The sequence below is a fragment of the Acinetobacter sp. YH12072 genome, from assembly GCF_013419565.1.
Classification (GTDB): Bacteria; Pseudomonadota; Gammaproteobacteria; order Pseudomonadales; family Moraxellaceae; genus Acinetobacter.
In genome coordinates this window covers 1-23,046 of record NZ_VOZV01000042.1, presented here as the reverse complement: position 1 = coordinate 23,046, position 23,046 = coordinate 1, and the positions used below count along the sequence as shown (strand labels likewise).

The following is a 23,046-nucleotide window of genomic DNA, read 5'->3' as shown; positions in this document are numbered from 1 at the left end:
GCCGCCTCCACCATTGCGGCGATTTATAAAGATCGTTGGAAAGTTGAGCTGTTCTTTAAGGCGATTAAGCAGAATCTCAAATTAAAAGCGTTTCTAGGCCGCAGCAGGAACGCAATTCAGACACAAACCTGGATTGCGATGATCGCCTATTTATTGGTGAGTTTCGCTCAACATTTAGGAAAAACTACAGTTCAACGTTTACTCAGAATAATTCAAGTGAATTTGTTTGAAAGAAGAACTTTAAAAGCTTTATTTTAACCCGATAAAATACCCATAAAACAAGGGGAAGCTCAAATGAGCTTCCCCTTGTGAAAAATTGTGGGACAGCAATGGCTTTAAGCTCCCTTTTTTACTAGTTTTTTTTAAATTGCTAAGCGTAAATTCAGTGCTTTTACCACTTTAATGACAGTATCAAAGCTTGGATTTACATCGCCAGAAAGTGCTTTATAAAGACTTTCTCGGCCTAAACCTGTGTCTCTTGATAATTGAGCCATTCCTTTAGCTTTAGCAATATTACCTAAAGCTTTTGCAATGAATGCCGCATCACCATTAGATTCATCTATACAGGCTTGTAGGTAAGCTTGCATATCTTCTTCTGTTTTAAGATGTTCAGCACTGTCCCATTTACGAAGTTTGATAGCCATTTACAGCTCCTCCTCTAAATCTTGTGCTAGTTGTAGGGCAAGTTTTATATCTTTACTTTGCGTAGACTTGTCTCCGCCTGCTAAAAGAATAACGACCCTTTGCCCTTGCTTACAGTAATAGATCCTGTAGCCAGGTCCAAAGAAGAAACGTAATTCAGAGACACCTTCACCGACTGGCTCAGTATCTCCAAAGTTTCCATCTTCAACCCGATCAATTCGGACTTGTATACGCCTTTTTGCCTGCTGGTCTTTTAACTTAGTAAACCAGTCATCAAAGACTTCAGTGGTGTATATTGAGTACATAAGAGTAATGTATCCTATAGGATACATTTATGCAAGAAATAAACTTGAATGTATGGGGCTTATAACAGAGTTTCGTATAACGCGTATTATGTTAATTTTAGAAAAATTAATTAATTTTCAGAATCATAGTGACTCATATCACCAGATAATAAGATTTCTTAAATTTTCTCTGATAACACTTTAACCAATGACTTTAATTCTTCTTTTAGTTTATTTAAATTTTCAAGTTGAATACTTTGAGTCAGCTCTTTAGGAATCATTTCTGCGGCAGCTCGTAGCTCTCGACCCTTTTCTTTTAATGAAATAAGGACTCTTCTTTCATCATTAGGATCACGTGATCGATTAATAAGTTCAGACTTTTCCATTCTTTTTAGTAAGGGCGTTAGTGTCCCACTATCCAGGTGTAAAATTTGTCCAAGATCACCCACACTTACACATTCTTTTTCCCATAAAACCAACATCACTAAATATTGAGGATAAGTGAGTCCGAGAGGTGTAAGAAAAGGGCGATAAGCTTTTACGATTAAATTAGATGCAGCATAAATAGGAAAACATAGTTGCTCATCTAGGCAAAGCTGATTCTTGGACATAGCTTTTTATTTGGTATAGACAGTGGTCGATACCTGTATATTACCTCGAATAGCGTTGGAATAAGGACATACTTGATGCGTTTGTTCCACGATCTTCTCTGCATCAGCTTGTGAAATACCTGAAAGAGTGACATCTAAGTGTACTGTTAAGGAAAATCCACCATTGCCATTAGCAACCATGCCAACAGTACTCAGGACTTCTACATCGTTATCACGGATTTTATGTTCTTTATTGCTACGAGTTACATGGATCACGGCATTTCCAAAGCATGCAGCATAGCCAGCTGCAAATAATTGCTCAGGATTCGTTGCATCACCTCGACCACCTAATTCTTTTGGCAAAGCTAATTTTAGTTCTAAGATACCATCTTCACTACGAATATTCCCTGAACGTCCACCGATTGCTTTAACTTGGGTAGAATAAAGATTACTCATTTTAATTACCTTTAAATAATATATTGTGTGCAATATAATTGTATAAAATTTAATTTATGTCAATTTTTTTATATGCGATTTAACATAATGGCTGTTATACGAAATTAAAAAACCTGGGCACCAACCCAGGTCTAAAATTTAAAAAACAGATAAGTATCAGTGCAATAAACTCATTTTTCTAATTTCGCATAACGTGTATTATGTTAATTTTAGGGAAATTTAAGAATCTCTATGCAATGGTTTATTCAATATTCTTTGATTTCTTATCTTTTAGGCTAATCAGAAATAGCCAATAACATAAGCCAGGAAATAGAGCCATAAAGATAGTCCATGTATCTGTATACATCTTCCACCACTCTTTCGAAATTTCTCCTGTGTGACTCCATCCAAAAAGAATAAAAAATGGAGTAGCAATAATTATAGAGGCAATACAGATAGTTAATAAATTAAGACTGTTATAACGATTTAAAAGAATTGAGAATATGAAGCTGAAAGGTACAGTCAAAATACAATAAGCCAAGTAGACAAGACCGTGCCCTACAAGAACCACTAAAATCGAGTATAGGCTGTATTCCTGATTCATTACGATAAACAGGACTGCTGTGAAAAAAAGTAGTGGTAAAGGAGAAAGTAAGAGAGCTTTTACTATTTTTTCATTTGAGTATTTCACTAATTTAATTCTCTTATCTACTCAATAAACAATAATACTATAACGATTTTATTGGAGGTTTTTTGATTCTATTTAACATAATGGCTATTATGCAAAGTCGACTTGTAATGCAATTTGCATTACACTATTCCTAGTACATTAAATACTTGGGAAATATGATGGCTACTGTTAACTTCAGGATCGATGAAGCCCTTAAAGAAAAATCTTATTCAATCCTTAAAGAGCAAGGTATTGCACCTACGGATTTCTTCACTAGTATTCTTGAGTATGTTGCTACGACTGGGAAACTGCCTGTCAAAAAAGCTTTGCTTTCGGAAGAAGATGAAGAATTATTAGCTCTTGTCCGTAAGCGCATTAATGATCCTAAAGAGATGTTTGAGGAAGTCACATTAGATGACTTATAAGCTTTTACGTCACAAGGACTTTACAGCAGAATGGGAAAAACTCCCTGTTGCTATACGAGATCAATTTAAAAAGAAACTAGCCAAAGTCATAGAGCAGCCACATATTCCAAAGAATATGCTTAGAGGCGATCTTGCAGGTTGCTATAAAATCAAATTATTAAAAGCTGGTGTCCGACTTGTCTATCAAGTTAAAGATGATCAGGTAGTTATCCTGCTCATTACCGTCGGAAAACGAGCTGATAGCATAGTTTATGACGAAGCGAAAAAGCGAATTAAAGACTAAAAATGGGAGCTTATAGCTCCCATTTTTGCCTTCGTATAAGGTGTATTATGTTAATTTTAGGAAATCTAAATACCCTTTTGATTCATACTTCTTTAAAAACTTTTTTTCTAAGCCATAGCGAAACTGTCACTAAGGCAATCAATACAGGCACTTCAACAAGCGGTCCAATCACTGTTGTGAAAGCTACAGGTGAAGCTAATCCAAAAGTGGCAATCGCTACAGCCAGTGCTAATTCAAAATTATTGCCTGCCGCAGTAAAGGAAATAGCAGTCGTTTTAGGGTAATCGTTACCCATCCACTTACTCATAAAGAAGCTGATGAAGAACATTGCAACAAAATAGATCGTCAAAGGAATAGCGATTCTAAGCACGTCTAGAGGAAGGCTAATCACTTCACCACCTTTAAGACTGAACATTGCTACAATCGTGAATAAAAGCGCAATAAGGCTGATTGGGCTAATCTTTGGAATAAACTTAGTTTGATACCAATCCAAACCTTTCTGTTTGACTAAAATCAGCCGGGTTAAAAAACCAAGTAAGAATGGAATACCTAGATAAACCAGAACAGCATGGGTAATGGTCCAAAAGCTTACATCAATGATTTGTGCTTCTACCCCAAAGAATGGCGGTAAGAAGGTCAAGAACAACCAAGCATAAGTACTAAAGAGCAAGATCTGGAAGATACTGTTAAACGCAACCAAGGCAGCAACATATTGATTATCCCCACATGCCAAACCATTCCAGACGAGGACCATCGCAATACATCGAGCTAAGCCTATGAGAATTAGGCCAGTCATATATTCAGGATAGGCGTGCAGAAAAATAATGGCCAAGCCAAACATTAAGCAAGGTGCAATGACCCAGTTCTGAATAAGAGATAATGTAAGGGTACGCTTATCCTCAAAGACTTTAGGCAAGGTTGCATAGTCAACTTTGGCAAGTGGTGGATACATCATCAAAATAAGCCCTATTGCGATAGGGATATTCACTGAATTAATGCTTAATTGATCTAATACAACAGATGTTTGAGGGAAAAACACCCCAATACCTACGCCTAATGCCATGGCAATGAAAATCCATAGAGTTAGGTTTCGATCTAAGAATGAGAGCTTTGATGCGGACATTGAATTACTCGCATTGCATAGAGATAGATAAGTTGCTCGTAGATTTATTTAATACTTCAGCATTCAAAACACTGAACACTGCATTTACCCATTCTGGTAAATCAGGATTTAATCGGTAATACACCCATTGTCCCTTGCGCTCATCTAGCAAAATTGAAAGGTTACGAAGTAAAGCCAAGTGACGAGAAATTTTAGGTTGGCTCAGTTGTAATATTTCTGTGATTTCACAAACACATACATTTTGTCTTTCTAAAATAATTTTTAAAATATCTAGACGTTTCGGGTCAGATAGGCATTTAAAGAAATCTGCTTGATCCATAATCTATACTCTAATATATGCTATTGCGAATATACGCATATCCATATATAAATGCAATATTATGAAGTCCTGAGTAAGTCCAATGTCATCAAAAGTTAAGATCTATCATAATCCAGCGTGCGGAACATCAAGAAATACACTGGCGCTAATTCGAAATACCGGAGAAGAACCTGAAGTTATTGAGTATCTTCTCAACCCTCCAAGTAAAAGTGAACTCATTAATTTAATTGAGAAATCAGGTCTTTCTGTACGTGAAGCTATTCGCAAAAACGTGGAACCTTTTGAAACGCTCAAGTTGGATCAGCAACACTGGACAGATGAGCAGCTTATTCAGTTTATGCTGGAGTATCCAATTTTAATTAACCGTCCATTTGTTGTGACTGAACTGGGGGTAAAACTATGTAGACCATCTGAACTCGTTTTAGATATTTTGTCTGCACCTCAATTAGGAGCTTTTACCAAAGAAGATGGTGAAATAATCATCGATGAAAATGGTAAGCGGATTAAATAAATCCGCCTCATTTAACATAATGGTGATTATACGAAATTTCGTTTGTTAGAAACCATTTAAAGTGTCTATATTCTCACCAATAAAAATGTCTAGTTTATGATGGTTTTTACCATCATGGACTGGATATAAATTAGAGATGTTGATCACTATGTCTGACAAGGAAATTCAACGTCTTGCAGTTCTGCAAGACGTTCGAGATCATCGTATTACCCAGGTCCGTGCTGCTGAAATCCTGAATCTTTCCACTCGTCAAATTACCCGGTTATTGCAGAAACTCAATCAAGACGGTGTTTCAGGTCTGGCACATGCCAGTCGTGGTCAACCTGGCCATCATCGCCATGATGAGTTATTAAAATCAAAATGTCTTTCCATTATTTCTGAACATCTGCTGGGCTTTGAACCTAAATTGGCGCATGAGAAGCTCAGCAGCATATTTGACCTGAATATCCCGGTAGAAACGGTTCGTTCGGCGCTTGATGACGCCCAATGACCTGTGGATCGAGATCAACGTATGAAACGTCCGTACCAGCCACGTTATAACCGGGATTGCTTCGGTGAGCTGATCCAGATTGATGGCTCATATCATGACTGGTTCGAAGGACGCGCTGCTAAGTGCTGTTTATTGGTGTATATCGATGATGCCACTGGAAAGCTGTTGCATCTACGCTTCTGTGAGGCGGAAACCACCTTCGACTATATGCTTTCAACCCGAGCCTACATTGAACAATACGGCAAACCTCTGGCCTTTTATAGCGACAAACATTCGGTATTCAGAGTTAATCAGAAATCCAGGAAAGACAGCCAGATCACGCAATTTGGGCGGATTCTGAACGAGTTAAATATTGATATTATCTTTGCCAACTCACCACAGGCTAAAGGTCGCGTAGAACGCGCGAATAGAACCCTTCAAGACCGTTTGATCAAGGAGATGCGTCTGGAAGGCATCAGTTCAATTGCCGAAGCCAATGCATGGCTACCCTGCTTCATTGAGCACTTCAATCAGAAGTTTGCCAAGTGTGCGAGAAACTCGAAGAATTTACATCGATCTTTAACGGAATCTGATGCTGAGCTGGAGGATATATTCACTTGGCAGGAACCGCGTAAGGTCACGAAGAACCTAACCATCACCTATGACAAGTGTATTTATCTGCTTGAACCGACAGAGCTGAATCATAAGCTTGTTGGGCAATACATTTCATTTCTGGAGTACCCGGATGGCACTGTGGCCCTCATGCATGAAGGACGGAAGATCAACTATAGCGTCTTCAATAAACTGGCTGGACTACAGCAGAATGAAGTGGTTGAGAATAAAAGATTAGGCTCAGTTCTGGCGCATATCCAGCAACAACATGAAGAGTTGGAGAAACAGAATAAACGTTCCCGTCTCAAGAAAAGTATGCAGAGTCGTAAAGCTCAGAAAGCTGTTATTGAACAAAGAAAGTTAAATCCTGTGCTTGACTCTTGTGGTTAAAAACAGGACATTTTAAATGGTTTATCACATAGACATTTTAATTGGTGAATAACAGAATCTGTAAGCCCAAAATAGAAATGTCCGGTTTCTCCAAAGTAAAAATGTCGGCACTGGCTCTTTTTATTTGCGGTTTACACCCGAATTTCGCATAAGAGTTTTTATGTTAAATAATGGTTTTTATATGATCTAGTATTTCTAAATATAAGTGCAATTTTACTAAGGTTGCTTAGATGCTATGGAATCTAAATATCTAAATTGTTCATCCCCCTTTACTTCATTTTCATGTTTAATCACCGCTATTAGTAAAACTATGGTCATAGCCCCAGCTAGATAGGTGATCTTTTTTCTCATGATTTCCTTATAGTGAAATTCTTTTTGCTTATTTTATATAAATCATAAAATTGTGATATATACCAATCTGCTAGGCAACTTAGTCCTATTCCAAATAACCCAAAAAATCCGATATCTTTGTAAGCTTTAACCCACAAAAATTGGGGGATAGTTTTCGAAATAGAGTCTTTGATAAAATAGTAAAAATCAATAAATACCTACTTTTTAAACTATTATCATTGAGAGAATATTACAAAGTTGCTTAAAAAAGCCGACTTGGAAACAAGTCGGCTTTTCGACATCGTCGAGCACATTTTTTATATCATAAATTTCCGATTTTTATAATTTTCAAAGTCTATCTTTCAGCTCTTTATACAACAAAGCCGAACTGAATTAAAAATAGAAATGTAGTTGAGCTGATGCTTGCTCATTTCTTTATTTTTAGTAATTGAGGTGAACATACTGTCAGTACATGGTAGTTATAAGTAACGTGTAACTTTGTTTGCACAAAGATTTGAGTTATGCCAAGTGATGGATTGATTTGTACTTAAAATTTTAAGCTTATCCACTTGCTTTGCAAGCCACTACACTTTATTTACAATCCTATGTTGTGGAAGTAAGGGATCTTGTACTCGCCCAGTATGTTCAACTTGATTATATCTAAAGGACTATTAGGCTTCAATCAAATCAATTTTCCAATTATTCGACTGAATTAACACGTTTAAATCACGTAATTTAAGACTAATATCATCAGCTTGTTTTTGTAATGATGAAACTGGAATAACTTTATGCCACTTTATTTCCCGCGTACTATAACGATCAGATTCACGAGATGTATTACTTATTGCTGCAGTTAGGGTTTTGTGCTGTTCTACAAATTCATCACGCAAAGTCAATAAAGCAAGTAGAGAACGGCCATCATCTAATTTTGTTAAAGCATTAGTTTTATGAATTGCATAACTTAATTTTTGAAATTCTTGAATTAAAGAAAATACTTGTTTTAGTAGTTCATTTGGATCTTCAGATGGTTGATCACCATCTTGTACCAATACATTTGCATTGATACGTTGTTTTAGTGAAATAATTTTTTTTTGTTGATCACTTCGAAGTAAGAGAGCTTCTGCTAATTTCATTTTTCACCTATTAACCAATTAGAATTAAGTTTTAAACAGCTTATATCCTCATTCTTTAAAGATCAAAAAAATTGCTTTTTTATCTAACTAAAAGGTGTCTACAAAATCGGTAGCTATTCATTTTTTAAATTTTAAGCCTAGACCAGAGTCTAGGTTTTTTCATTTCGTATAACAGCCATTATCTTAAATGGGAGGGGGAGATTAAGCTAAAATTAGGGTTTTAATTTAGAGAAAGTAATGTCTCAGATAAAAATTTATGCTTTAGATGAAACTATAGAATTACATCGTGATAATTTAAGTAAAGCTATCCATCAGGCTTTAGTTAAAGAATTAAAATACCCTGAAGAAAAAAGGTTTCAACGTTTTATTCCACTAGAATCCAAAAATTTTATATATCCAGCAGACCGCAGTGCATCTTATATAATTATTGAAATTTCCATGTTCGATGGACGAACAAAAGAGACTAAAAAAGCATTTATTAAGACTCTATTCGAAAATATAAACAATCTATGCGGTATTGATTCAAATGATGTTGAGATAACTATATTTGAAACTCCTAAAGAAAACTGGGGAATTAGAGGGGAAAATGCGGATGAACTACAGTTAAATTATAAGGTAAATGTTTAAATTTCATAAAATTAACATAATAGACGTTATACGAATCTAAAAATGGGAGCCTATAGCTCCCATTTTTATTGTTAAACGTTGAATCCTATATGTTTTCCTGTTGGAAGCTCTACATCAATACGGAGCTTCCCACCCATTGCCTCAACATACTTTTTCATGGTTGAAATCTTAAGATCATTGCCACGATTTTCTATTGCTGAAAGCGATGGCTGTTTTATTCCCAAAGTTTCAGCAAGCTCTTTTTGAGAAATTTCGAGTTCTTCACGAATAAGATGAAGCTGATTTTCTAGCAGTAATTCATCTGCCATTTTTTGAATACGGGCTTGGCTCTCTGGAGAGCGGCTAGCTAACAATTCTTGCAGAGTCTTAGCCATTAGATTTATCTCCTAGGGTGGTGAGATGAAGTTAGTATTGTTCATCTGCAATATCCAGCATGTCTTTATAAAAACGCTTTTTACCGCCTTTATCAGCAATACATAGAACAATAGCCTGTCGTAAGGGATCAAATGCGAAAAAAGATCTTAAGGGTCTACCGCGATGTTGAACACGCAGTTCTTTCATATTGGTAAATTTAGACTCATACACAGTATCTACTAAAGGACGGCCTAAACTCGGTCCCTGCTGCTGTAGAACAACCAGGGCAGCTAGGACCTTCTCTTGTGTCGATTCATCTTGCTGTTCAAGCCACTGATTAAATAGATCTGTCGTAATGACTGTCCACATACCGCAACCAAAATATAGATTATAGTCTATATTTTAAGGGCATTATGCTTGTTTTTGCAAATGAGAAAGGATAAACAATAAAAAACCCCGGCATCCTGCCGGGGTTTTTCGTATTGGTTCGCTCGGTATAACTCCTGTCGTACCTTACTGTCCTTGTACTTATCTCTTGTTATTCTTGTATGGAACTTCCTGTTCCCGATGAGTTCATCATAGGAAAATTCCAGTATGCCGCATAGCAGCAAAGAGCCGAGTTTCATGTGAGCCAAAGCGTACAAAATAGCCTAAATTTTATCCACAAAAAATGTGGATAGTTTTGGACATTGAGGCATTGATAAAATTTGAAAAATCTCAAAATTGACTACTTTTTAAACAAAATTATTGGCAAGAACTATCAAAAACGATCATAAAAAAGCCGACTTGTTTCAAAATCGGCTTTTTGGGCATTTTTGGATTTTTACCATTTAAATAAATATCTGATATTTAAATTAATATACAAGTGTATTTCGTATAATCGCCATTATGTTAAATGGGGAACTATTTAGTTAGTTTTTGAGGTGATGGAGCAGAGTTCCATGTACCTAATAAGCGCCAAATTGCACTATCTATCTCTTGCCATTTGTCCCAATTATTTAAATTCGTTTCCCACTGAACCCATATACCGCCATATTTATTGGGCTCATAACTCTCTCCTCTAATTTGAACAAATCGATTATCTACCGTATTTTCTAAAGCAACTACATCCAATAAAACACCAGCAACATCCTGTTCTTTGGATTTCCCATAACAACCATAGAAATTATCAGCCACTTTTTTTGGGTAACAAGTCAGACCATATTTTTCAAATTTTGAATTTTTCTTAAAAAATTCTTTCCTTTGTAAAAATGTCTTATATGTGTCTAATTTCGGCACTGTTGCAAATAGAGATTTGAGTCGATGAAGTTCCTTTTTAAAAGTGCTTAGAGACCGAAAACCCTGTTGATTAGACACACTTCACCTTGAGGCTGACCATAATAAAATGACGATGCTTGTCCTTTACGTAGTGCACGCATGACTTCAATACCTTTGATTGTGGCATAAGCCGTCTTCATAGATTTGAATCCTAATGTGGCCCTGATGATCCGCTTTAACTTACCATGATCACATTCAATGACATTATTTTTATACTTAATCTGCCTGTGCTCAATATCTACTGGACATTTTCCTTCTCGCTTTAACCGTGATAAAGCATGGCCATAGGTCGCTGCTTTATCTGTATTGATGACCCGTGGAATTTGCCATTTTTTCACCGTATTGAAGATTTTTCCTAAAAAACAATAGGCTGATTTACTGTTCCGTCTAGCGGAAAGGTAAAAGTCAATCGTATGACCACGTTGATCAACTGCACGATACAGGTAAGTCCATCGCCCCTTCACTTTAATATAAGTCTCATCCATATGCCATGAATGTAAATCTGTAGGATTACGCCAATACCAGCGTAAGCGTTTTTCCATTTCTGGAGCATAACGCTGAACCCAACGATAAATTGTGGTGTGGTCAACATTCACACCCCGTTCAGCGAGCATTTCTTGAAGTTCACGATAGCTGATGCCATATTTACAATACCAACGAACAGCCCAAAGAATGATTTCACCTTGAAAGTGCCGACCATGGAAGGGATTCATCTGCTGTATCTCGAAATAAATAAGATATTTAGCTTATCATGTCAGCCTATTTGCAACAGTGCCTGAATACATGAGCAGCTAAATCACTCAAAGCCAGCATCTAAAACCATTTAACAAAATCTATGACTATTTTACTTTCCCTTACCTAATCGTCCTAGTGTATATCTTTTTTTTTGATTAGCTTATTCCTAAATCAAGTGACTTTAGGTAAGTATGATGAACGATATCCAATTTTCAGATTGCGCAAAGGCATGTATGAGCTGTTACCTTACCTGTGCCAGTTGTGCAAATGCCTGTCTAAAAGAAGAAAATCTGGAGATGATGCGAGAATGTATTCAGCGTTGTCTAGATTGTGCAGATATTTGTCAGCTCTGTGCTCGTATGCAGCAAAATGAATCTCCTTTTATGAAAGAAATTTGTGAGCTTTGTGCCAAGGCTTGTGAATACTGTGCAGATGAATGTAGCCAACATGAGCATCAACACTGCCAGCAATGTGCTGATGCTTGCCGTGAATGTGCCGTCGAATGTCGAAAAATGGTTGTCTGATAAATAAAAGAATTAGTTGAGTTTAGGATTTACTCAATGAATAGCCAACGTGTTAGTTGTTAGTGGGTCAAACCACTAACAACGGCACTGTTGCAAATAGGGATCTGAGTCGATGATTTTCCCTTCAAAAAAGCTTAGAGACCGAAAACTCTATTTACTAGCCAAACTTCTCCAAGAATATTACCGTTATAAAATAATGAAGCTTGTCCTTTGCGTAGAGCACGCATAACCTCAATTCCTTTAATTGTGGCATAAGCCGTTTTCATAGACTTGAATCCCAACGTAGCCTTGATGATCCGTTTGAGCTTGCCATGATCACATTCAATCACGTTATTCTTGTATTTAATCTGTCGATGGTCCAGGTCTTCAGGACACTTTCCTTCCTGTTTTAGTCGCGACAAAGCACGGCCATAGGTATGAGCCTTATCAGTGTTTATGACTCGTGGAATCTGCCATTTTTTGACATGATTCAAAATTTTACCAAGAAAACAATAAGCTGAATGGGTATTTCGTCTAGCAGAAAGATAGAAATCAAGAGTATGGCCACGTTGGTCAACTGCACGGTATAGATATGCCCATTTGCCATTCACTTTTACGTAAGTTTCATCCAGATGCCATAAATGTCGATCTGTAGGATTACGCCAATACCAACGTAAACGTTTTTCCATTTCTGGAGCATAACGCTGAACCCAGCGATAAATTGTGGTGTGATCAACATTCACTCCACGTTCAGCGAGCATTTCCTGAAGTTCACGATAGCTGATGCCATATTTACAATACCAACGAACAGCCCAAAGAATGATTTCACCTTGAAAGTGCCGACCGTGGAAGGGATTCATCTGCTGTATCTCGAAATAAATAAGATATTTAGCTTATCATGTCAGCCTATTTGCAACAGTGCCGTTTCTGGTTCAAAGCCTTCACCTTTTCCTTATTTATCTCTGACTTCTTTAATGTAAAAACCCAATCATGAAGACTGGGTTTTTACAATATTCATTGTACCTTTAACAGCACTTCATCGGTACAGCATAAAAGTGTTACTGACCTGGCAATGAGGCGCAGTATTTAATACCATCCAGCATTTATAAACTGCGCTGATTTACACGCTTGGACAACTCTTCAGCCGATTCCTTGCGTTCAGAATAACGATCAGTCAGGTATTTGCTTTGACCACGAGTTAGTAGAGTGAACTTAAATAACTCTTCCATGACATCCACAATCCGGTCATAGAAAGCTGAAGGCTTCATTCGTCCATCTTCTTCAAATTCCAAGAAAGCTTTCGGAATTGAAGACTGATTTGGAATGGTGATCATCCGCATCCACCGCCCCAAAATACGCATCTGGTTCAGGCTGTTAAATAACTGTGATCCACCACTGACTTGCATCAAGGCAAGGGTTTTAACTTGGGTAGCACGGATTGCTCCTCCTGCAAGTGGAATCCAGTCTATTTGTGATTTAAAAATGGAACTCATAGAACCATGACGTTCAGGTGAACACCAGACCATACCTTCAGACCATGCAAGAAGCTCATGCAGTTCTTTTACTTTTGGATGCTCAGTATCCGCATCTTCTGGCAAAGGAAGGCCCCACAAGTGATAGATACAGATAAAGCACACATATGGAGGTGCTTTGTCACGGTTAAAATGGGAAAGAAAATGTCCACCAGATCTTGAGCACAGGCAGGTTAAGTATAAAAATAACGTGATCGAATGTAATCATGGCAAGCTAAAGCGGATCATTAGGGCCACTTTAGGATTCAAATCGATGAAGACGGCTATGCCACATGCATCTATTCAGATGGCATTAAACACCGATGATGTACAGACGAAGTAGTAGCAGCCGATCCTACTAAAAGAATAGCAAACGATAAAAACAGCGATAAGCATGTTTTTAACCACTGCATAAAAATAGACCGAAAATTAAGCTTTTTTAGTTTTACAGATTCGAAAATAAATAGTAATAATTCATGAATAGTAGCCGAAGCTACCATTCATGAATCCAAATCATACTATTTTAAAAAACTAATTCGATGCCTGCACCATATTTCCATCCCTTTTCAGACTCTGTTGCCTCTTGCATAGAAGTGGCTTTCTGTCCTTTTTCATATTGGTAAGCAACATCAATGAAAGGTTTAATTCGCTTAGTAATCTCATATCGGGTTTTGATACCAGTTTTTAGTTCTGATAAACCTGATTTTGCAGCATAGTTAGAATCATCGCTAAATATTACATCTGCTTCGATATAAGGTTGAGTAATAAGTTTCTGAGTTAAAAGCAAATCACGTTCTAATTCAAAACTTGCTCCCCAAAAATTATTCTCACCGCCATAAAGATATGCTTGTGTTTCAAAGAAATAAGGAGCTAGACCTAATATACCAATAACCCCATCCACTCGATCGCTGCTGCTGTTATTTTTATCTTCACTATATCTTACCCCAGCTTGTACATCCCAAAATGGGGCTACGTTACGGCTATAAAGTGCTGATACAGCATATTTTGGATCATTACTTTCTGACTTTTCCGAATTGGCTTCAATAAATAGACGATTTTCATCTGTTCCAATTAAAGTTTCAAACTTTGTTCCTAGGTTGCCCTTACCGTCTTCATCAACCATCCATTCATTTTCAAATTTTGTCGTTTGATAAATTTGTCCACCATGTTCTTTAAGATGATTGTCATGAGGTGAGTTAGAGTTCTCAAGCGCAATCTGGACACTCTTATCCCCCATATCCGCATTTTCCATTGAATAATATTCTGGATAACGCTCTTGAAGGGAATACTTTAATCCTCCAGATTCCTGTAAAAGAATTTTCATATTTTTTGTAATATTACTGTCTTGTACAGGAGTTTCATTTTTAGCGAACGTTAGATTTGATAATCCAAATAGCGCAATCATCAAAGTTGTTTTTGAAAACAAATTATTAGTGATGTGCATGTGGATTTACTCCCTTCTCATTTACTTGGGACTGAGGAACAGTCTTTGTAGAATTACCATCTTCCACTTGAGCTACAATGAGTTTATTCATCATTCCTGCACTCATATGGTAAAGCAGGTGACAATGAATAGCCCACTCACCTAACTCATCAGCTGTGAGTAGAGTGGTTATCGTTTTCCCAGGTGGAACAATTACCGTATGTTTGTTTGGCATATTGCTTGGATCCTGACCATTCTCAAGCTGCATAAACATGCCATGTAAGTGCATTGGGTGAGCCATCATACTGTCATTGACAAATTTTAAGCGAATACGTTCACCATACTTCACCACTAGTGGGTCGGCTTCATTAAATTTTTTACCATTTATTGTCCAAATATAACGCTCCATGTTTCCACCAAGACGGATCTCTATTTCACGTTCAGCTGCACGAGTGTCTTTTTGAGGATCTAACGATTGCAAATCACTATATTGCAATGCTTTATTACCTTCAGGTGTTGAAGCATTTGCCCATCCAAATACGGTATTATCATTCTTGTCTGAAGCCGCCTTAACAGTAGCGCTATTCATCGGCATATCATGATCCATACCTTTCATAGAAGACATATCATGATCCATACCTTTCATAGAAGACATATCATGATCCATACCTTTCATTGAAGACATATCATGATCCATACCTTTCATAGAAGACATATCGTGATTCATGCCTTTCATAGAAGACATATCATGATCCATACCTTTCATAGAAGACATATCATGATCCATACCTTTCATAGAAGACATATCATGATCCATACCTTTCATAGAAGACATATCATGATTCATATCTTTCATTGAAGACATATCATGATCCATACCTTTCATAGAAGACATATCGTGATTCATGCCTTTCATAGAAGACATATCATGATCCATACCTTTCATAGAAGACATATCGTGATTCATATCTTTCATAGATGACATGTCATGGCTCATCCCCATATCTTCCATAGTTAATAAAGCACGAGGGCGAGATTTAGGCATCTCAATTTGTTTGACTGCTGGGCTGCTTTCTTCATGTAATGTTCCCACTGAAAAACCGGTACGATCAATAGATTCAGCTTCAATTTGGTAATGTGCTTGTTTTGGTTCCACAATGACATCATAGGTTTCAGCAGTACCAATACGGAACTCATCTACAGGAACGGGCTTTACAGGTTGACCATCAGCACTGACTACAGTCATTTTTAGGTTTGGAATGCGTACATCAAAGAATGACATAGCGGAAGCATTAATAAAACGAAGGCGAACTTTTTCACCAGCTTTGAAGTTACCGGTCCAGTTTTGCTGAGGTGTTTTGCCATTCATTAAAAATGTATAACCAGTCACATCGGACATATCTGTTTTCAACATCCGCATCTGATTCCACATAGAGCGGTCTTGCCAAGTTGCCTTTAATCCATCACGTTTAACTTGTTTTAATACATCGAATACTGTTTCGCGACGGTTCTGATAGTAATCTGCTTCTTTTTTAAGATTTTTCATAATTTGATCACTTGTTGAATTATGAAAATCAGAAAGCAAAACAACGTAATCTTTATCGGTTTTTTCAGCAGCTGTTAGTGGAGTTTTATCTTTAGGATAAATAACAAAAGCACCATATAAACCGTCTTGTTCTTGTCCTTTACTATGTGAATGATACCAATAAGTACCATTTTGGCGGACTTTAAACTTATATTCATAAGTTTTATTAGGGGCAATGCCATTAAATTTGTTAAATCCAGGTACACCATCCATAATTCCAGGTAATAATAAGCCATGCCAATGGATTGAAGAGTCCTGATTTTTTAACTTATTGTGAACACGGATAACGGCCTCATCACCTTCTTCAAATTCAAGAAGTGGTGCAACGAATTTACCATTAACGGTAATTCTCTTTAGCGGTTTTCCTGTGATATTTACAGTTTGTTCAGCGATTGTTAAATCATATTCTTTAACTGCCGCCATTACCCAAGTTGATGAAAATAAACCAACTCCAATTAAGAGTACATGACTTAACTTTTTTGACATTCTATCTCACCTTTAGAAAGGTCAAGATTGAAGTAATAAAGCAAATATTTAGTATAAACTTTAATACTTCTTTCTCGCTATTTATAAAATTATTTATTGCTACCAGGCATATTCATCTTTGAATGATCCATTTTAGAATGGTCCATATTCATCATAGAATGATCCATTTTTGACATGTCAGATGAGTTAGAAGACTGATGTTGACTATGATCTTGCTGAGTCTTGTCATCTTTTTCCATTTTACAAGGTTTTGTACAAGGTTTCTGTGCTTTTACCGTTTTAGTGGCACTTGAGGTTGATACATCTTTTGCCCAAGATTGAGTACCAGCAATTAAAGTTCCAGCACACATTAAAATTGTTAGACTACGACGCACTACAGTTTTCATAAGTTTCTCTAAAAGTTAATTTCTTGCTACTACAATAAAGTGAAGCACTGAACATCTAAGTGACTTGAAAATGACATTTTTGTAATCTATCTCGATCAGATGTTTTATAACGTTATTATAGTTTTAATGAATGACTTAGGATTCGGAAATGAGAATACTATTAGTTGAAGATGAACAAAAAACTGGTGATTATCTCAAGCAAGGTTTATCCGAAGCTGGCTATATTACGGACTGGGTTACAGATGGGTTAACGGGTAAACATCAAGCTCTTTCTGAAGAGTATGACTTAATTATTTTAGACGTGATGTTACCTGGACTAAATGGTTGGAATATTATCAATGATATTCGTAGCAGCGGTAAAACAATGCCCATTCTTTTTCTTACCGCCCGAGATCAAATCGAAGATCGAGTAAAAGGATTAGAGCTAGGCGCTGATGATTATTTAGTTAAGCCTTTTGCTTTTGCAGAGCTTCTAGCTCGAATAAAAACGCTCCTTAGACGAGGGCAACAAAGAGAAGATAATAATATTATTAAGATTGCTGATTTAGAACTTGATTTGAGAAAACGTCGGGTAACACGAGCAGGTCAACGCATTGATTTAACGGCTAAAGAATTCGCGCTTATGGAGCTTTTTATGCGTAGAAGAGGTGAAATTCTACCAAGAGCACTTATTGCATCTCAAATTTGGGATATGAACTTTGATAGTGATACGAATGTCGTTGAAGTCGCTATTAAACGATTAAGAAGTAAAGTTGACAGTAACTTTACTCCCAAATTAATTCAGAATATTCGAGGAATGGGGTATGTACTAGAGGTAGAGGATGAATAATAATTTATTCAGAGCGATCAGTTTCCGGATCGGTATCATTTTCTCATTATCTACTATTTTCATTCTAATTATTATGGGTTTGTTCATAAATAAATTAGTAATGCATCATTTTGAGACTCAAGACCGTACCCAATTAGAAGGTAAAATCCAGCTGATTCAGAATCTTATCCAACAGAATCCTAAAAACTCTCCAGAACTTAATCTTTATTTGAGAGACGCTTTAGTTGGACACCATGATCTTATGGTTCAAATAGAACGACCGACAGGTAAAGTTTTATTTAGTTCAGCACCTTCAACAATTAATACTCAACACTTAACCAAGTCAGCAAATAATTCATGGATTAAATGGAAAATTCAGGATAAGACTTATCGTGGCATGATCTACAACACGGATATAAACAAAAATACTGAGATACAATCTGTACGCATTATTGTGGGGATCGATACATCTGAACATCTACATTTTTTAAATGATTTTAAGCGTCAACTTTTTTACATTGGTTTAGCCGGTACGATTTGTTTAATGTTTTTAGGCTGGTTTGCAACCTGGAGAGGTTTAAGACCCGTGCAAAAAATGGCTAAGGTCGCAGAAGGCATTTCTGCCCAACATCTTTCAGAACGTTTAGAAGTTGAGCACACACCAACAGAACTAAAATCATTAGCAATTGCCTTCAATGATATGCTCGACAGACTAGAATCAGCTTTAGAAAAGCTTTCCGATTTTTCATCTGATTTAGCGCATGAAATTAGAACACCGATTAATAACTTAATGACTCAAACTCAAGTATGTCTTGCCCGTAACCGAGATATTGGTACTTATCAAGAAATACTATTTTCTAATTTAGAAGAATTAGAACGTTTGGCTCGAATGGTATCCAATATGCTTTTCTTGGCAAAAGCAGAACATGGCCTAAAATTACAGAACTTACAGAATATTGACCTGGTTAAAGAAGTTACAGCCTTATTTGATTTCTATGATGCGCTAGCTGCCGAAAAAAATATGACGCTTCAACAAACAGGATCTGGAAATGTCAAAGGTGATCCTGCTATGTTACGTCGAGCACTCAGCAATCTATTATCTAATGCAGTTAAATATGGAAATAAGAATTCTACAATACGCATAAAACTTCAACAGAATTTAGATAACACAATATTTTCAATTGAAAATGAAGGCCCTGAAATCTCTCCTGAACAACTATCCAGGTTATTTGATCGATTTTATCGAACAGATGCATCTAGACAAAGAACAGAAGAAGGAACCGGCTTAGGGCTCGCGATAACAAAATCTATTCTTGATATGCTTGGGGCGACCATCCAGGCTGAATCCCTCAATGGTCGAATCATTTTTACCATTGTTTTTCAAAGTGAATCCATGCAAGGGGAATCATTTTAACTCATTTTTTGAACATCTTCCATTTACCCGAGTTGACCTTACATAAAGCTCAAACTGAGAGCCAGAGCTACGCCAGCACCTATCATGGCAATTGTGTAGCCAAATATGATAGCTCGGCCAAACTGTGCCCCCCCTGTCATCCATGCAATTGTCGCTTTGCTTAACATGTTGCTCAGTGTGGCCAGCCCTAGCGCGACAGCAGCCACATTTGTTGTTAAGCCTTCAGTACTATGCAGGCGGGCAAGTGAGACTAAAATAGCATCTACGTCTGCTAGCCCAGAAATAGTCGATAATACGAAGATGCCGCTGGTGCCCAACCATTGTTTTGCTGCCGGGACCAAGACTGCCATGACAGCCAGGAAAGCAGCGAAGCTGAATGCTGTCCCAAGATCAAAAGGAGCCATTGCTTCTATTGTTCGATCGTTGTTTTCAGCGCTGGTAATTTGGCGTTGTCTCCACAATGCCATACCCAGCAGAAGGATTCCCGCAATCATCATTGCACCACCAAAAGTGCTTAGCAATGCTGGCTCAATGACGCCTATCAGCACAACCATACGAAAAAACATGATGCCACAGGCAGCCAATGTTCCAGAAATAGCAGCACTGACCATGACGGGGTGCTGGCGTGTATAGCGTGCCAGTGCGACAGTTGCAGCTGTAGACGATGCCAAACCACCCAATAGACCTGTCCAGAATATGCCTCTTTCTGAACCGGTAAGCCGCATGGCAAAATGACCTGCCAGAGAGAGTCCGGCAATCAGGATCACTGCCCACCATAACTGGTAAGGATTTAATGCAGCAAAAGGTCCCAGACCCGTATTGGGTAAGTAGGGTAATATAACGACAGAAAGTACCAGCAACTGCAGGGATGCGGTTAATTCACGATGCTCTATCAAGCGTAGCCAACCGTGTAAGGTTGGCTTGAGATCCAAAAATACAGCGACGATTACAGCCGCGGTTAATGCTAAAGTAACATTACCATGGGATGCATATGCACCTAAAACTAATGTCAACAGCATCGCAATAATTGTGGTAGCACTTAAATTACCGGAAATTTTTGCGGTACGAGCATAGGACACTGTTAGTAATAAGGAAAGCCCTAATACGGCCGCAACTAGCGGCCAAGCTCCGAAGTTTGGTTGTAAATGACCGAGCACTCCTCCGAGCAATCCTGTCAATGTGAAGGTACGTAGACCTGCTACTCGGCTGCCTTCTGGCAGTTCTCGATCCTGCCATCCTCGTTCTAAACCAATGAGCAGGCCGATGGCGAGTGCTGCAACCAGCCCTGATACATCTGGTGGAAGAAAGGAACTCTCTATCATAACTTTTTATTTCGCAGGCGAAGGGCATTGGTGATGACTGAAGCTGAACTCAAACTCATAGCCAAGGCGGCAATCATCGGTGACAACAACCAACCGGTAAATGGATATAGTACGCCAGCCGCGATAGGGATACCCAAAGCATTGTAAAGGAAAGCAAACATGAGGTTCTGTTTCATGTTGCCGACAGTAGCTTCCGAAAGTGAACGGGCAACAGCAATCCCTCGTAAATCTCCCTTGACCAGCGTAACTTGGGCACTATTCATTGCAACATCAGTCCCGGTTCCCATAGCGATACCGACATCAGCTTTAGCCAAGGCTGGTGCATCATTGATGCCATCACCAGCCATAGCCACGATGCGACCTTCCTTCTGCAATTTGCTGACCAGTTCTAGTTTATCTGCGGGTTTGACTTCGCCATGTACCTCATCAATGCCTAGACGTGCTGCGACTGAACGGGCAGTGGTGAGACCATCTCCTGTTGCCATCACGATACGTAGACCCGCTTCCTTCAGGGTGGCAAGTGCTTCTGGGGTATTTTTTTTGATGGGATCGGATACTGCAAGCAGACCGGCCAATTCACCATTGATGGCTAGATGCATCACACTTGCACCTTCCGAACGCAGCTCTTCGGCTTGCGGAATCAGAGATTGTACCGAGATACCCAATTGCTCCATCAGTGCTGTGTTGCCCAAAGCTAACTGACGATCGCCCACTTGACCTCGAACACCAATCCCTGAGCCCGATTCAAAATTATCTGGTGTTTCAAGAGACAGGCCACGTTCGTGTGCTGCGTTTACAATCGCTTCGGCTAGCGGGTGTTCACTGCCTTGATCAAGACTGGCGGCTAAACGTAATACTTCAGATTCGTCAAAATCTGATGCGGCAACTACACGATCGAATACAGGGCGTCCTTCAGTTAACGTACCTGTTTTATCGATGATTAGTGTGTCAATCTTGCGTAGATTCTCAATGGCTGCTGCATCACGGAACAGCACACCATGAGTAGCACCTTGACCCGTCGCAACCATGATAGACATTGGAGTTGCCAAGCCTAGTGCACAAGGACAGGCAATAATGAGTACTGCCACAGCATTGATTAATGCATAAACCCAGCTTGATTCTTCTGGGCCGAATAGTCCCCATCCAAAGAAGGTAAGCAAGGCAATGGTCACTACAGCCATGACGAACCAACCTGCTACCTGATCAGCCATACGTTGCATTGGTGCTCTCGATCGTTGAGCTTGCGCCACCATCTGTACGATCTGGGATAACATGGTACTTGAACCAATTTTCTCTGAACGCATGATCAATGAACCATTGGTATTCAGGGTAGCTCCAATGACTTTATCGCCGATACGTTTAGTGATAGGTAAAGGTTCACCTGTCAGCATCGATTCATCCACTGAACTACTTCCTTCAGTGATTACACCATCCACAGGCACTTTTTCACCTGGGCGAATTCTGAGTAAATCTCCTACATGGACATGCGTTAGAGGAACATCTTCTTCAGTTCCATCAGGCAGGATTCGGCGAGCTGTTTTAGGAGCGAGCCCAAGGAGTGACTTAATTGCAGCAGAAGTTTGCGAACGTGCTTTTAACTCCAATATTTGTCCCAGTAGGGTCAATGAAATGATGACCGCTGAAGCTTCAAAGTAAACAGCGACACGACCCATGGAAATAAATGAGTCTGGGAAGATTTGCGGTGCAATGGTTGCGACCACACTATAAATAAATGCAGCTCCAGTGCCCAAACCAATCAGCGTCCACATGTTCGGGCTGCGATTCACAACCGATTGCCAACCCCGGGAAAAAAATGGCCAACCTGCCCAAAGTACAATTGGGAGTGACAACACCAGTTCAATCCAGCTCTGAACCGCCATATTGAACAGGTTCATTTGATGACCAAACATCGCCAAAAAAGTCACGATGATGGTCAATGGCAGTGTCCACCAGAAGCGTCGGCGGAAATCACGTAACTCCGGATTCTCATCTTCCTCTAATTCAGGAATGAGTGGCTCCAGTGTCATTCCGCATTTAGGACAGTTTCCAGGATGATCTTGTTTAATTTCTGGATGCATTGGGCACGTATAGATGATCGTGCCTGTTGTGCTTGTCTCATTAACGGATTGAGTAGTCTGATGATGCTGTGTATGTGCATCGGCAGTCGTCGTTGCGGGTTTAGCGATATATTGCACCGGGCTGCTATGAAACTTTGATTGACATTTATCACTGGGCGGATTCAAGCGGCAAGTGCAACAGTATAAAAACCAGCCATAACTTCACTCGGTGTATACCAACCTAGTGTTTTTCTAGGACGATGGTTGAGTGCAAATTCTATCTGCTCTATTTGTTCGTTTGA

General features: G+C 38.5%; 26 protein-coding genes and 5 pseudogenes. 10 read left to right on the top strand and 21 right to left on the bottom strand.

The genetic code is table 11. The annotated features are described in order from the left end of the window. On the top strand, nt 1-258 hold a 258-nt coding region (locus FTU19_RS14255; RefSeq protein ID WP_180070479.1), incomplete at its 5' end, for a transposase. A 104-nt stretch (nt 259-362) separates the two neighbouring features. Here FTU19_RS14255 and FTU19_RS14250 read toward each other — a convergent pair. From FTU19_RS14250 to FTU19_RS14230, 5 genes are all read right to left on the bottom strand, one after another. Continuing rightward, nucleotides 363-644, bottom strand: coding sequence for an addiction module antidote protein (locus FTU19_RS14250; protein WP_000985610.1), 282 nt, complete (start codon nt 642-644; stop codon nt 363-365). Beyond that, nucleotides 645-947, bottom strand: a complete 303-nt coding sequence (locus FTU19_RS14245; protein ID WP_000286964.1) for a type II toxin-antitoxin system RelE/ParE family toxin — start codon at nt 945-947, stop codon at nt 645-647. A gap of 158 nt (nt 948-1,105) precedes the next feature. Continuing rightward, nucleotides 1,106-1,537 (bottom strand): MarR family winged helix-turn-helix transcriptional regulator, encoded by a 432-nt coding sequence (locus FTU19_RS14240; protein ID WP_005108698.1) that lies wholly within the window; start codon nt 1,535-1,537, stop codon nt 1,106-1,108. A gap of 6 nt (nt 1,538-1,543) precedes the next feature. After that, entirely contained in the window at nt 1,544-1,972 is a 429-nt protein-coding gene (locus FTU19_RS14235; RefSeq protein WP_005108699.1) for an organic hydroperoxide resistance protein, read from the bottom strand. Nucleotides 1,973-2,213: 241 nt separating this feature from the next. Then, a complete protein-coding gene (locus FTU19_RS14230) occupies nt 2,214-2,642 on the bottom strand; it encodes a hypothetical protein (protein ID WP_180070478.1) in 429 nt (142 codons plus the stop codon). 158 nt (nt 2,643-2,800) lie between these two features. Between FTU19_RS14230 and FTU19_RS14225 the strand changes: the two genes are divergently transcribed. Then, a complete protein-coding gene (locus FTU19_RS14225; RefSeq protein ID WP_000246755.1) occupies nt 2,801-3,046 on the top strand; it encodes a type II toxin-antitoxin system RelB/DinJ family antitoxin in 246 nt (81 codons plus the stop codon). Then, nucleotides 3,036-3,329: a type II toxin-antitoxin system RelE/ParE family toxin gene (locus FTU19_RS14220; RefSeq protein WP_000221358.1), complete on the top strand. Its 294-nt coding sequence runs from the start codon at nt 3,036-3,038 to the stop codon at nt 3,327-3,329. The genes FTU19_RS14225 and FTU19_RS14220 overlap by 11 nt, the downstream gene beginning before the upstream one ends. 82 nt (nt 3,330-3,411) lie before the next feature. On the opposite strand, the gene arsB is transcribed toward FTU19_RS14220, so the two are convergent. Next, nucleotides 3,412-4,452, bottom strand: coding sequence for an ACR3 family arsenite efflux transporter (arsB, locus tag FTU19_RS14215; protein ID WP_180032349.1), 1,041 nt, complete (start codon nt 4,450-4,452; stop codon nt 3,412-3,414). A gap of 4 nt (nt 4,453-4,456) precedes the next feature. Continuing rightward, the gene (locus FTU19_RS14210; protein WP_180070476.1) at nt 4,457-4,771 is read right to left on the bottom strand and encodes a metalloregulator ArsR/SmtB family transcription factor; all 315 of its coding nucleotides are present in this window, start codon (nt 4,769-4,771) and stop codon (nt 4,457-4,459) included. An 82-nt stretch (nt 4,772-4,853) separates the two neighbouring features. Here FTU19_RS14210 and arsC point away from each other — a divergent pair, with 82 nt between their 5' ends. Continuing rightward, a complete protein-coding gene (arsC, locus tag FTU19_RS14205) occupies nt 4,854-5,282 on the top strand; it encodes an arsenate reductase (glutaredoxin) (RefSeq protein ID WP_004647748.1) in 429 nt (142 codons plus the stop codon). Between the two features lie 136 nt (nt 5,283-5,418). Next, nucleotides 5,419-6,753 (top strand): annotated as a pseudogene (locus tag FTU19_RS14200) (ISNCY family transposase). A gap of 1,001 nt (nt 6,754-7,754) precedes the next feature. Here FTU19_RS14200 and FTU19_RS14195 read toward each other — a convergent pair. Continuing rightward, the gene (locus FTU19_RS14195; protein WP_004781077.1) at nt 7,755-8,216 is read right to left on the bottom strand and encodes a DIP1984 family protein; all 462 of its coding nucleotides are present in this window, start codon (nt 8,214-8,216) and stop codon (nt 7,755-7,757) included. 237 nt (nt 8,217-8,453) lie between these two features. On the opposite strand from FTU19_RS14195, the gene FTU19_RS14190 reads away from it, so the two are divergent. Next, nucleotides 8,454-8,843 (top strand): tautomerase family protein, encoded by a 390-nt coding sequence (locus FTU19_RS14190; protein WP_180070474.1) that lies wholly within the window; start codon nt 8,454-8,456, stop codon nt 8,841-8,843. Between the two features lie 71 nt (nt 8,844-8,914). Here the strand turns inward: FTU19_RS14190 and FTU19_RS14185 are convergent, their stop codons facing one another. From FTU19_RS14185 to FTU19_RS14170, 4 genes are all read right to left on the bottom strand, one after another. Continuing rightward, nucleotides 8,915-9,217, bottom strand: a complete 303-nt coding sequence (locus tag FTU19_RS14185) for a helix-turn-helix domain-containing protein (RefSeq protein WP_001140620.1) — start codon at nt 9,215-9,217, stop codon at nt 8,915-8,917. 31 nt (nt 9,218-9,248) lie between these two features. Next, a complete protein-coding gene (locus FTU19_RS14180) occupies nt 9,249-9,566 on the bottom strand; it encodes a type II toxin-antitoxin system RelE/ParE family toxin (RefSeq protein ID WP_180070472.1) in 318 nt (105 codons plus the stop codon). A gap of 534 nt (nt 9,567-10,100) precedes the next feature. After that, nucleotides 10,101-10,553 carry a hypothetical protein gene (locus FTU19_RS14175; protein ID WP_227504451.1) on the bottom strand — a complete coding sequence of 151 codons (453 nt, stop codon included), beginning with the start codon at nt 10,551-10,553 and terminating at the stop codon, nt 10,101-10,103. Next, nucleotides 10,523-11,227: an IS6-like element IS1008 family transposase gene (locus FTU19_RS14170; protein ID WP_001067790.1), complete on the bottom strand. Its 705-nt coding sequence runs from the start codon at nt 11,225-11,227 to the stop codon at nt 10,523-10,525. The genes FTU19_RS14175 and FTU19_RS14170 overlap by 31 nt, the downstream gene beginning before the upstream one ends. 216 nt (nt 11,228-11,443) lie before the next feature. Between FTU19_RS14170 and FTU19_RS14165 the strand changes: the two genes are divergently transcribed. Next, complete coding sequence (locus FTU19_RS14165; protein ID WP_026055492.1) at nt 11,444-11,773, top strand: four-helix bundle copper-binding protein; 330 nt, start codon at nt 11,444-11,446, stop codon at nt 11,771-11,773. 134 nt (nt 11,774-11,907) lie between these two features. On the opposite strand, the gene FTU19_RS14160 is transcribed toward FTU19_RS14165, so the two are convergent. Next, entirely contained in the window at nt 11,908-12,612 is a 705-nt protein-coding gene (locus FTU19_RS14160) for an IS6-like element IS1007 family transposase (protein ID WP_001067793.1), read from the bottom strand. Nucleotides 12,613-12,855: 243 nt separating this feature from the next. Beyond that, a complete protein-coding gene (locus FTU19_RS14155) occupies nt 12,856-13,350 on the bottom strand; it encodes an NAD(P)H-dependent oxidoreductase (protein ID WP_373684978.1) in 495 nt (164 codons plus the stop codon). A 9-nt stretch (nt 13,351-13,359) separates the two neighbouring features. Between FTU19_RS14155 and FTU19_RS14150 the strand changes: the two are divergent. After that, a pseudogene (locus tag FTU19_RS14150) lies at nt 13,360-13,549 on the top strand (DDE-type integrase/transposase/recombinase); the annotation flags it as partial. 16 nt (nt 13,550-13,565) lie between these two features. Here the strand turns inward: FTU19_RS14150 and FTU19_RS14145 are convergent. From FTU19_RS14145 to FTU19_RS14130, 4 genes and pseudogenes are all read right to left on the bottom strand, one after another. After that, a pseudogene (locus FTU19_RS14145) lies at nt 13,566-13,763 on the bottom strand (hypothetical protein); the annotation flags it as partial. Between the two features lie 23 nt (nt 13,764-13,786). Continuing rightward, the gene (locus tag FTU19_RS14140) at nt 13,787-14,707 is read right to left on the bottom strand and encodes a copper resistance protein B (protein ID WP_034671284.1); all 921 of its coding nucleotides are present in this window, start codon (nt 14,705-14,707) and stop codon (nt 13,787-13,789) included. Beyond that, nucleotides 14,694-16,757, bottom strand: coding sequence for a multicopper oxidase domain-containing protein (locus FTU19_RS14135; protein WP_180070466.1), 2,064 nt, complete (start codon nt 16,755-16,757; stop codon nt 14,694-14,696). Before FTU19_RS14135 ends, FTU19_RS14140 begins: the two co-directional genes overlap by 14 nt. 89 nt (nt 16,758-16,846) lie before the next feature. Further along, entirely contained in the window at nt 16,847-17,143 is a 297-nt protein-coding gene (locus FTU19_RS14130) for a hypothetical protein (RefSeq protein ID WP_180131702.1), read from the bottom strand. 148 nt (nt 17,144-17,291) lie between these two features. Between FTU19_RS14130 and FTU19_RS14125 the strand changes: the two genes are divergently transcribed. Together FTU19_RS14125 and FTU19_RS14120 are read left to right on the top strand one after the other, a co-directional pair. After that, complete coding sequence (locus FTU19_RS14125; protein ID WP_004663993.1) at nt 17,292-17,972, top strand: heavy metal response regulator transcription factor; 681 nt, start codon at nt 17,292-17,294, stop codon at nt 17,970-17,972. After that, a complete protein-coding gene (locus FTU19_RS14120; RefSeq protein ID WP_180031406.1) occupies nt 17,965-19,365 on the top strand; it encodes a heavy metal sensor histidine kinase in 1,401 nt (466 codons plus the stop codon). The genes FTU19_RS14125 and FTU19_RS14120 overlap by 8 nt, the downstream gene beginning before the upstream one ends. A gap of 38 nt (nt 19,366-19,403) precedes the next feature. Here the strand turns inward: FTU19_RS14120 and FTU19_RS14115 are convergent, their stop codons facing one another. The 3 genes and pseudogenes from FTU19_RS14115 to FTU19_RS14105 form a co-directional block, all read right to left on the bottom strand. Continuing rightward, nucleotides 19,404-20,687: an MgtC/SapB family protein gene (locus FTU19_RS14115; RefSeq protein WP_005105856.1), complete on the bottom strand. Its 1,284-nt coding sequence runs from the start codon at nt 20,685-20,687 to the stop codon at nt 19,404-19,406. Beyond that, nucleotides 20,684-22,918, bottom strand: a pseudogene (locus FTU19_RS14110) (copper-translocating P-type ATPase); the annotation flags it as partial. The gene FTU19_RS14115 and the pseudogene FTU19_RS14110, both read right to left, overlap by 4 nt. Before the next feature lie 8 nt (nt 22,919-22,926). Further along, nucleotides 22,927-23,046 (bottom strand): annotated as a pseudogene (locus FTU19_RS14105) (IS30 family transposase); the annotation flags it as partial.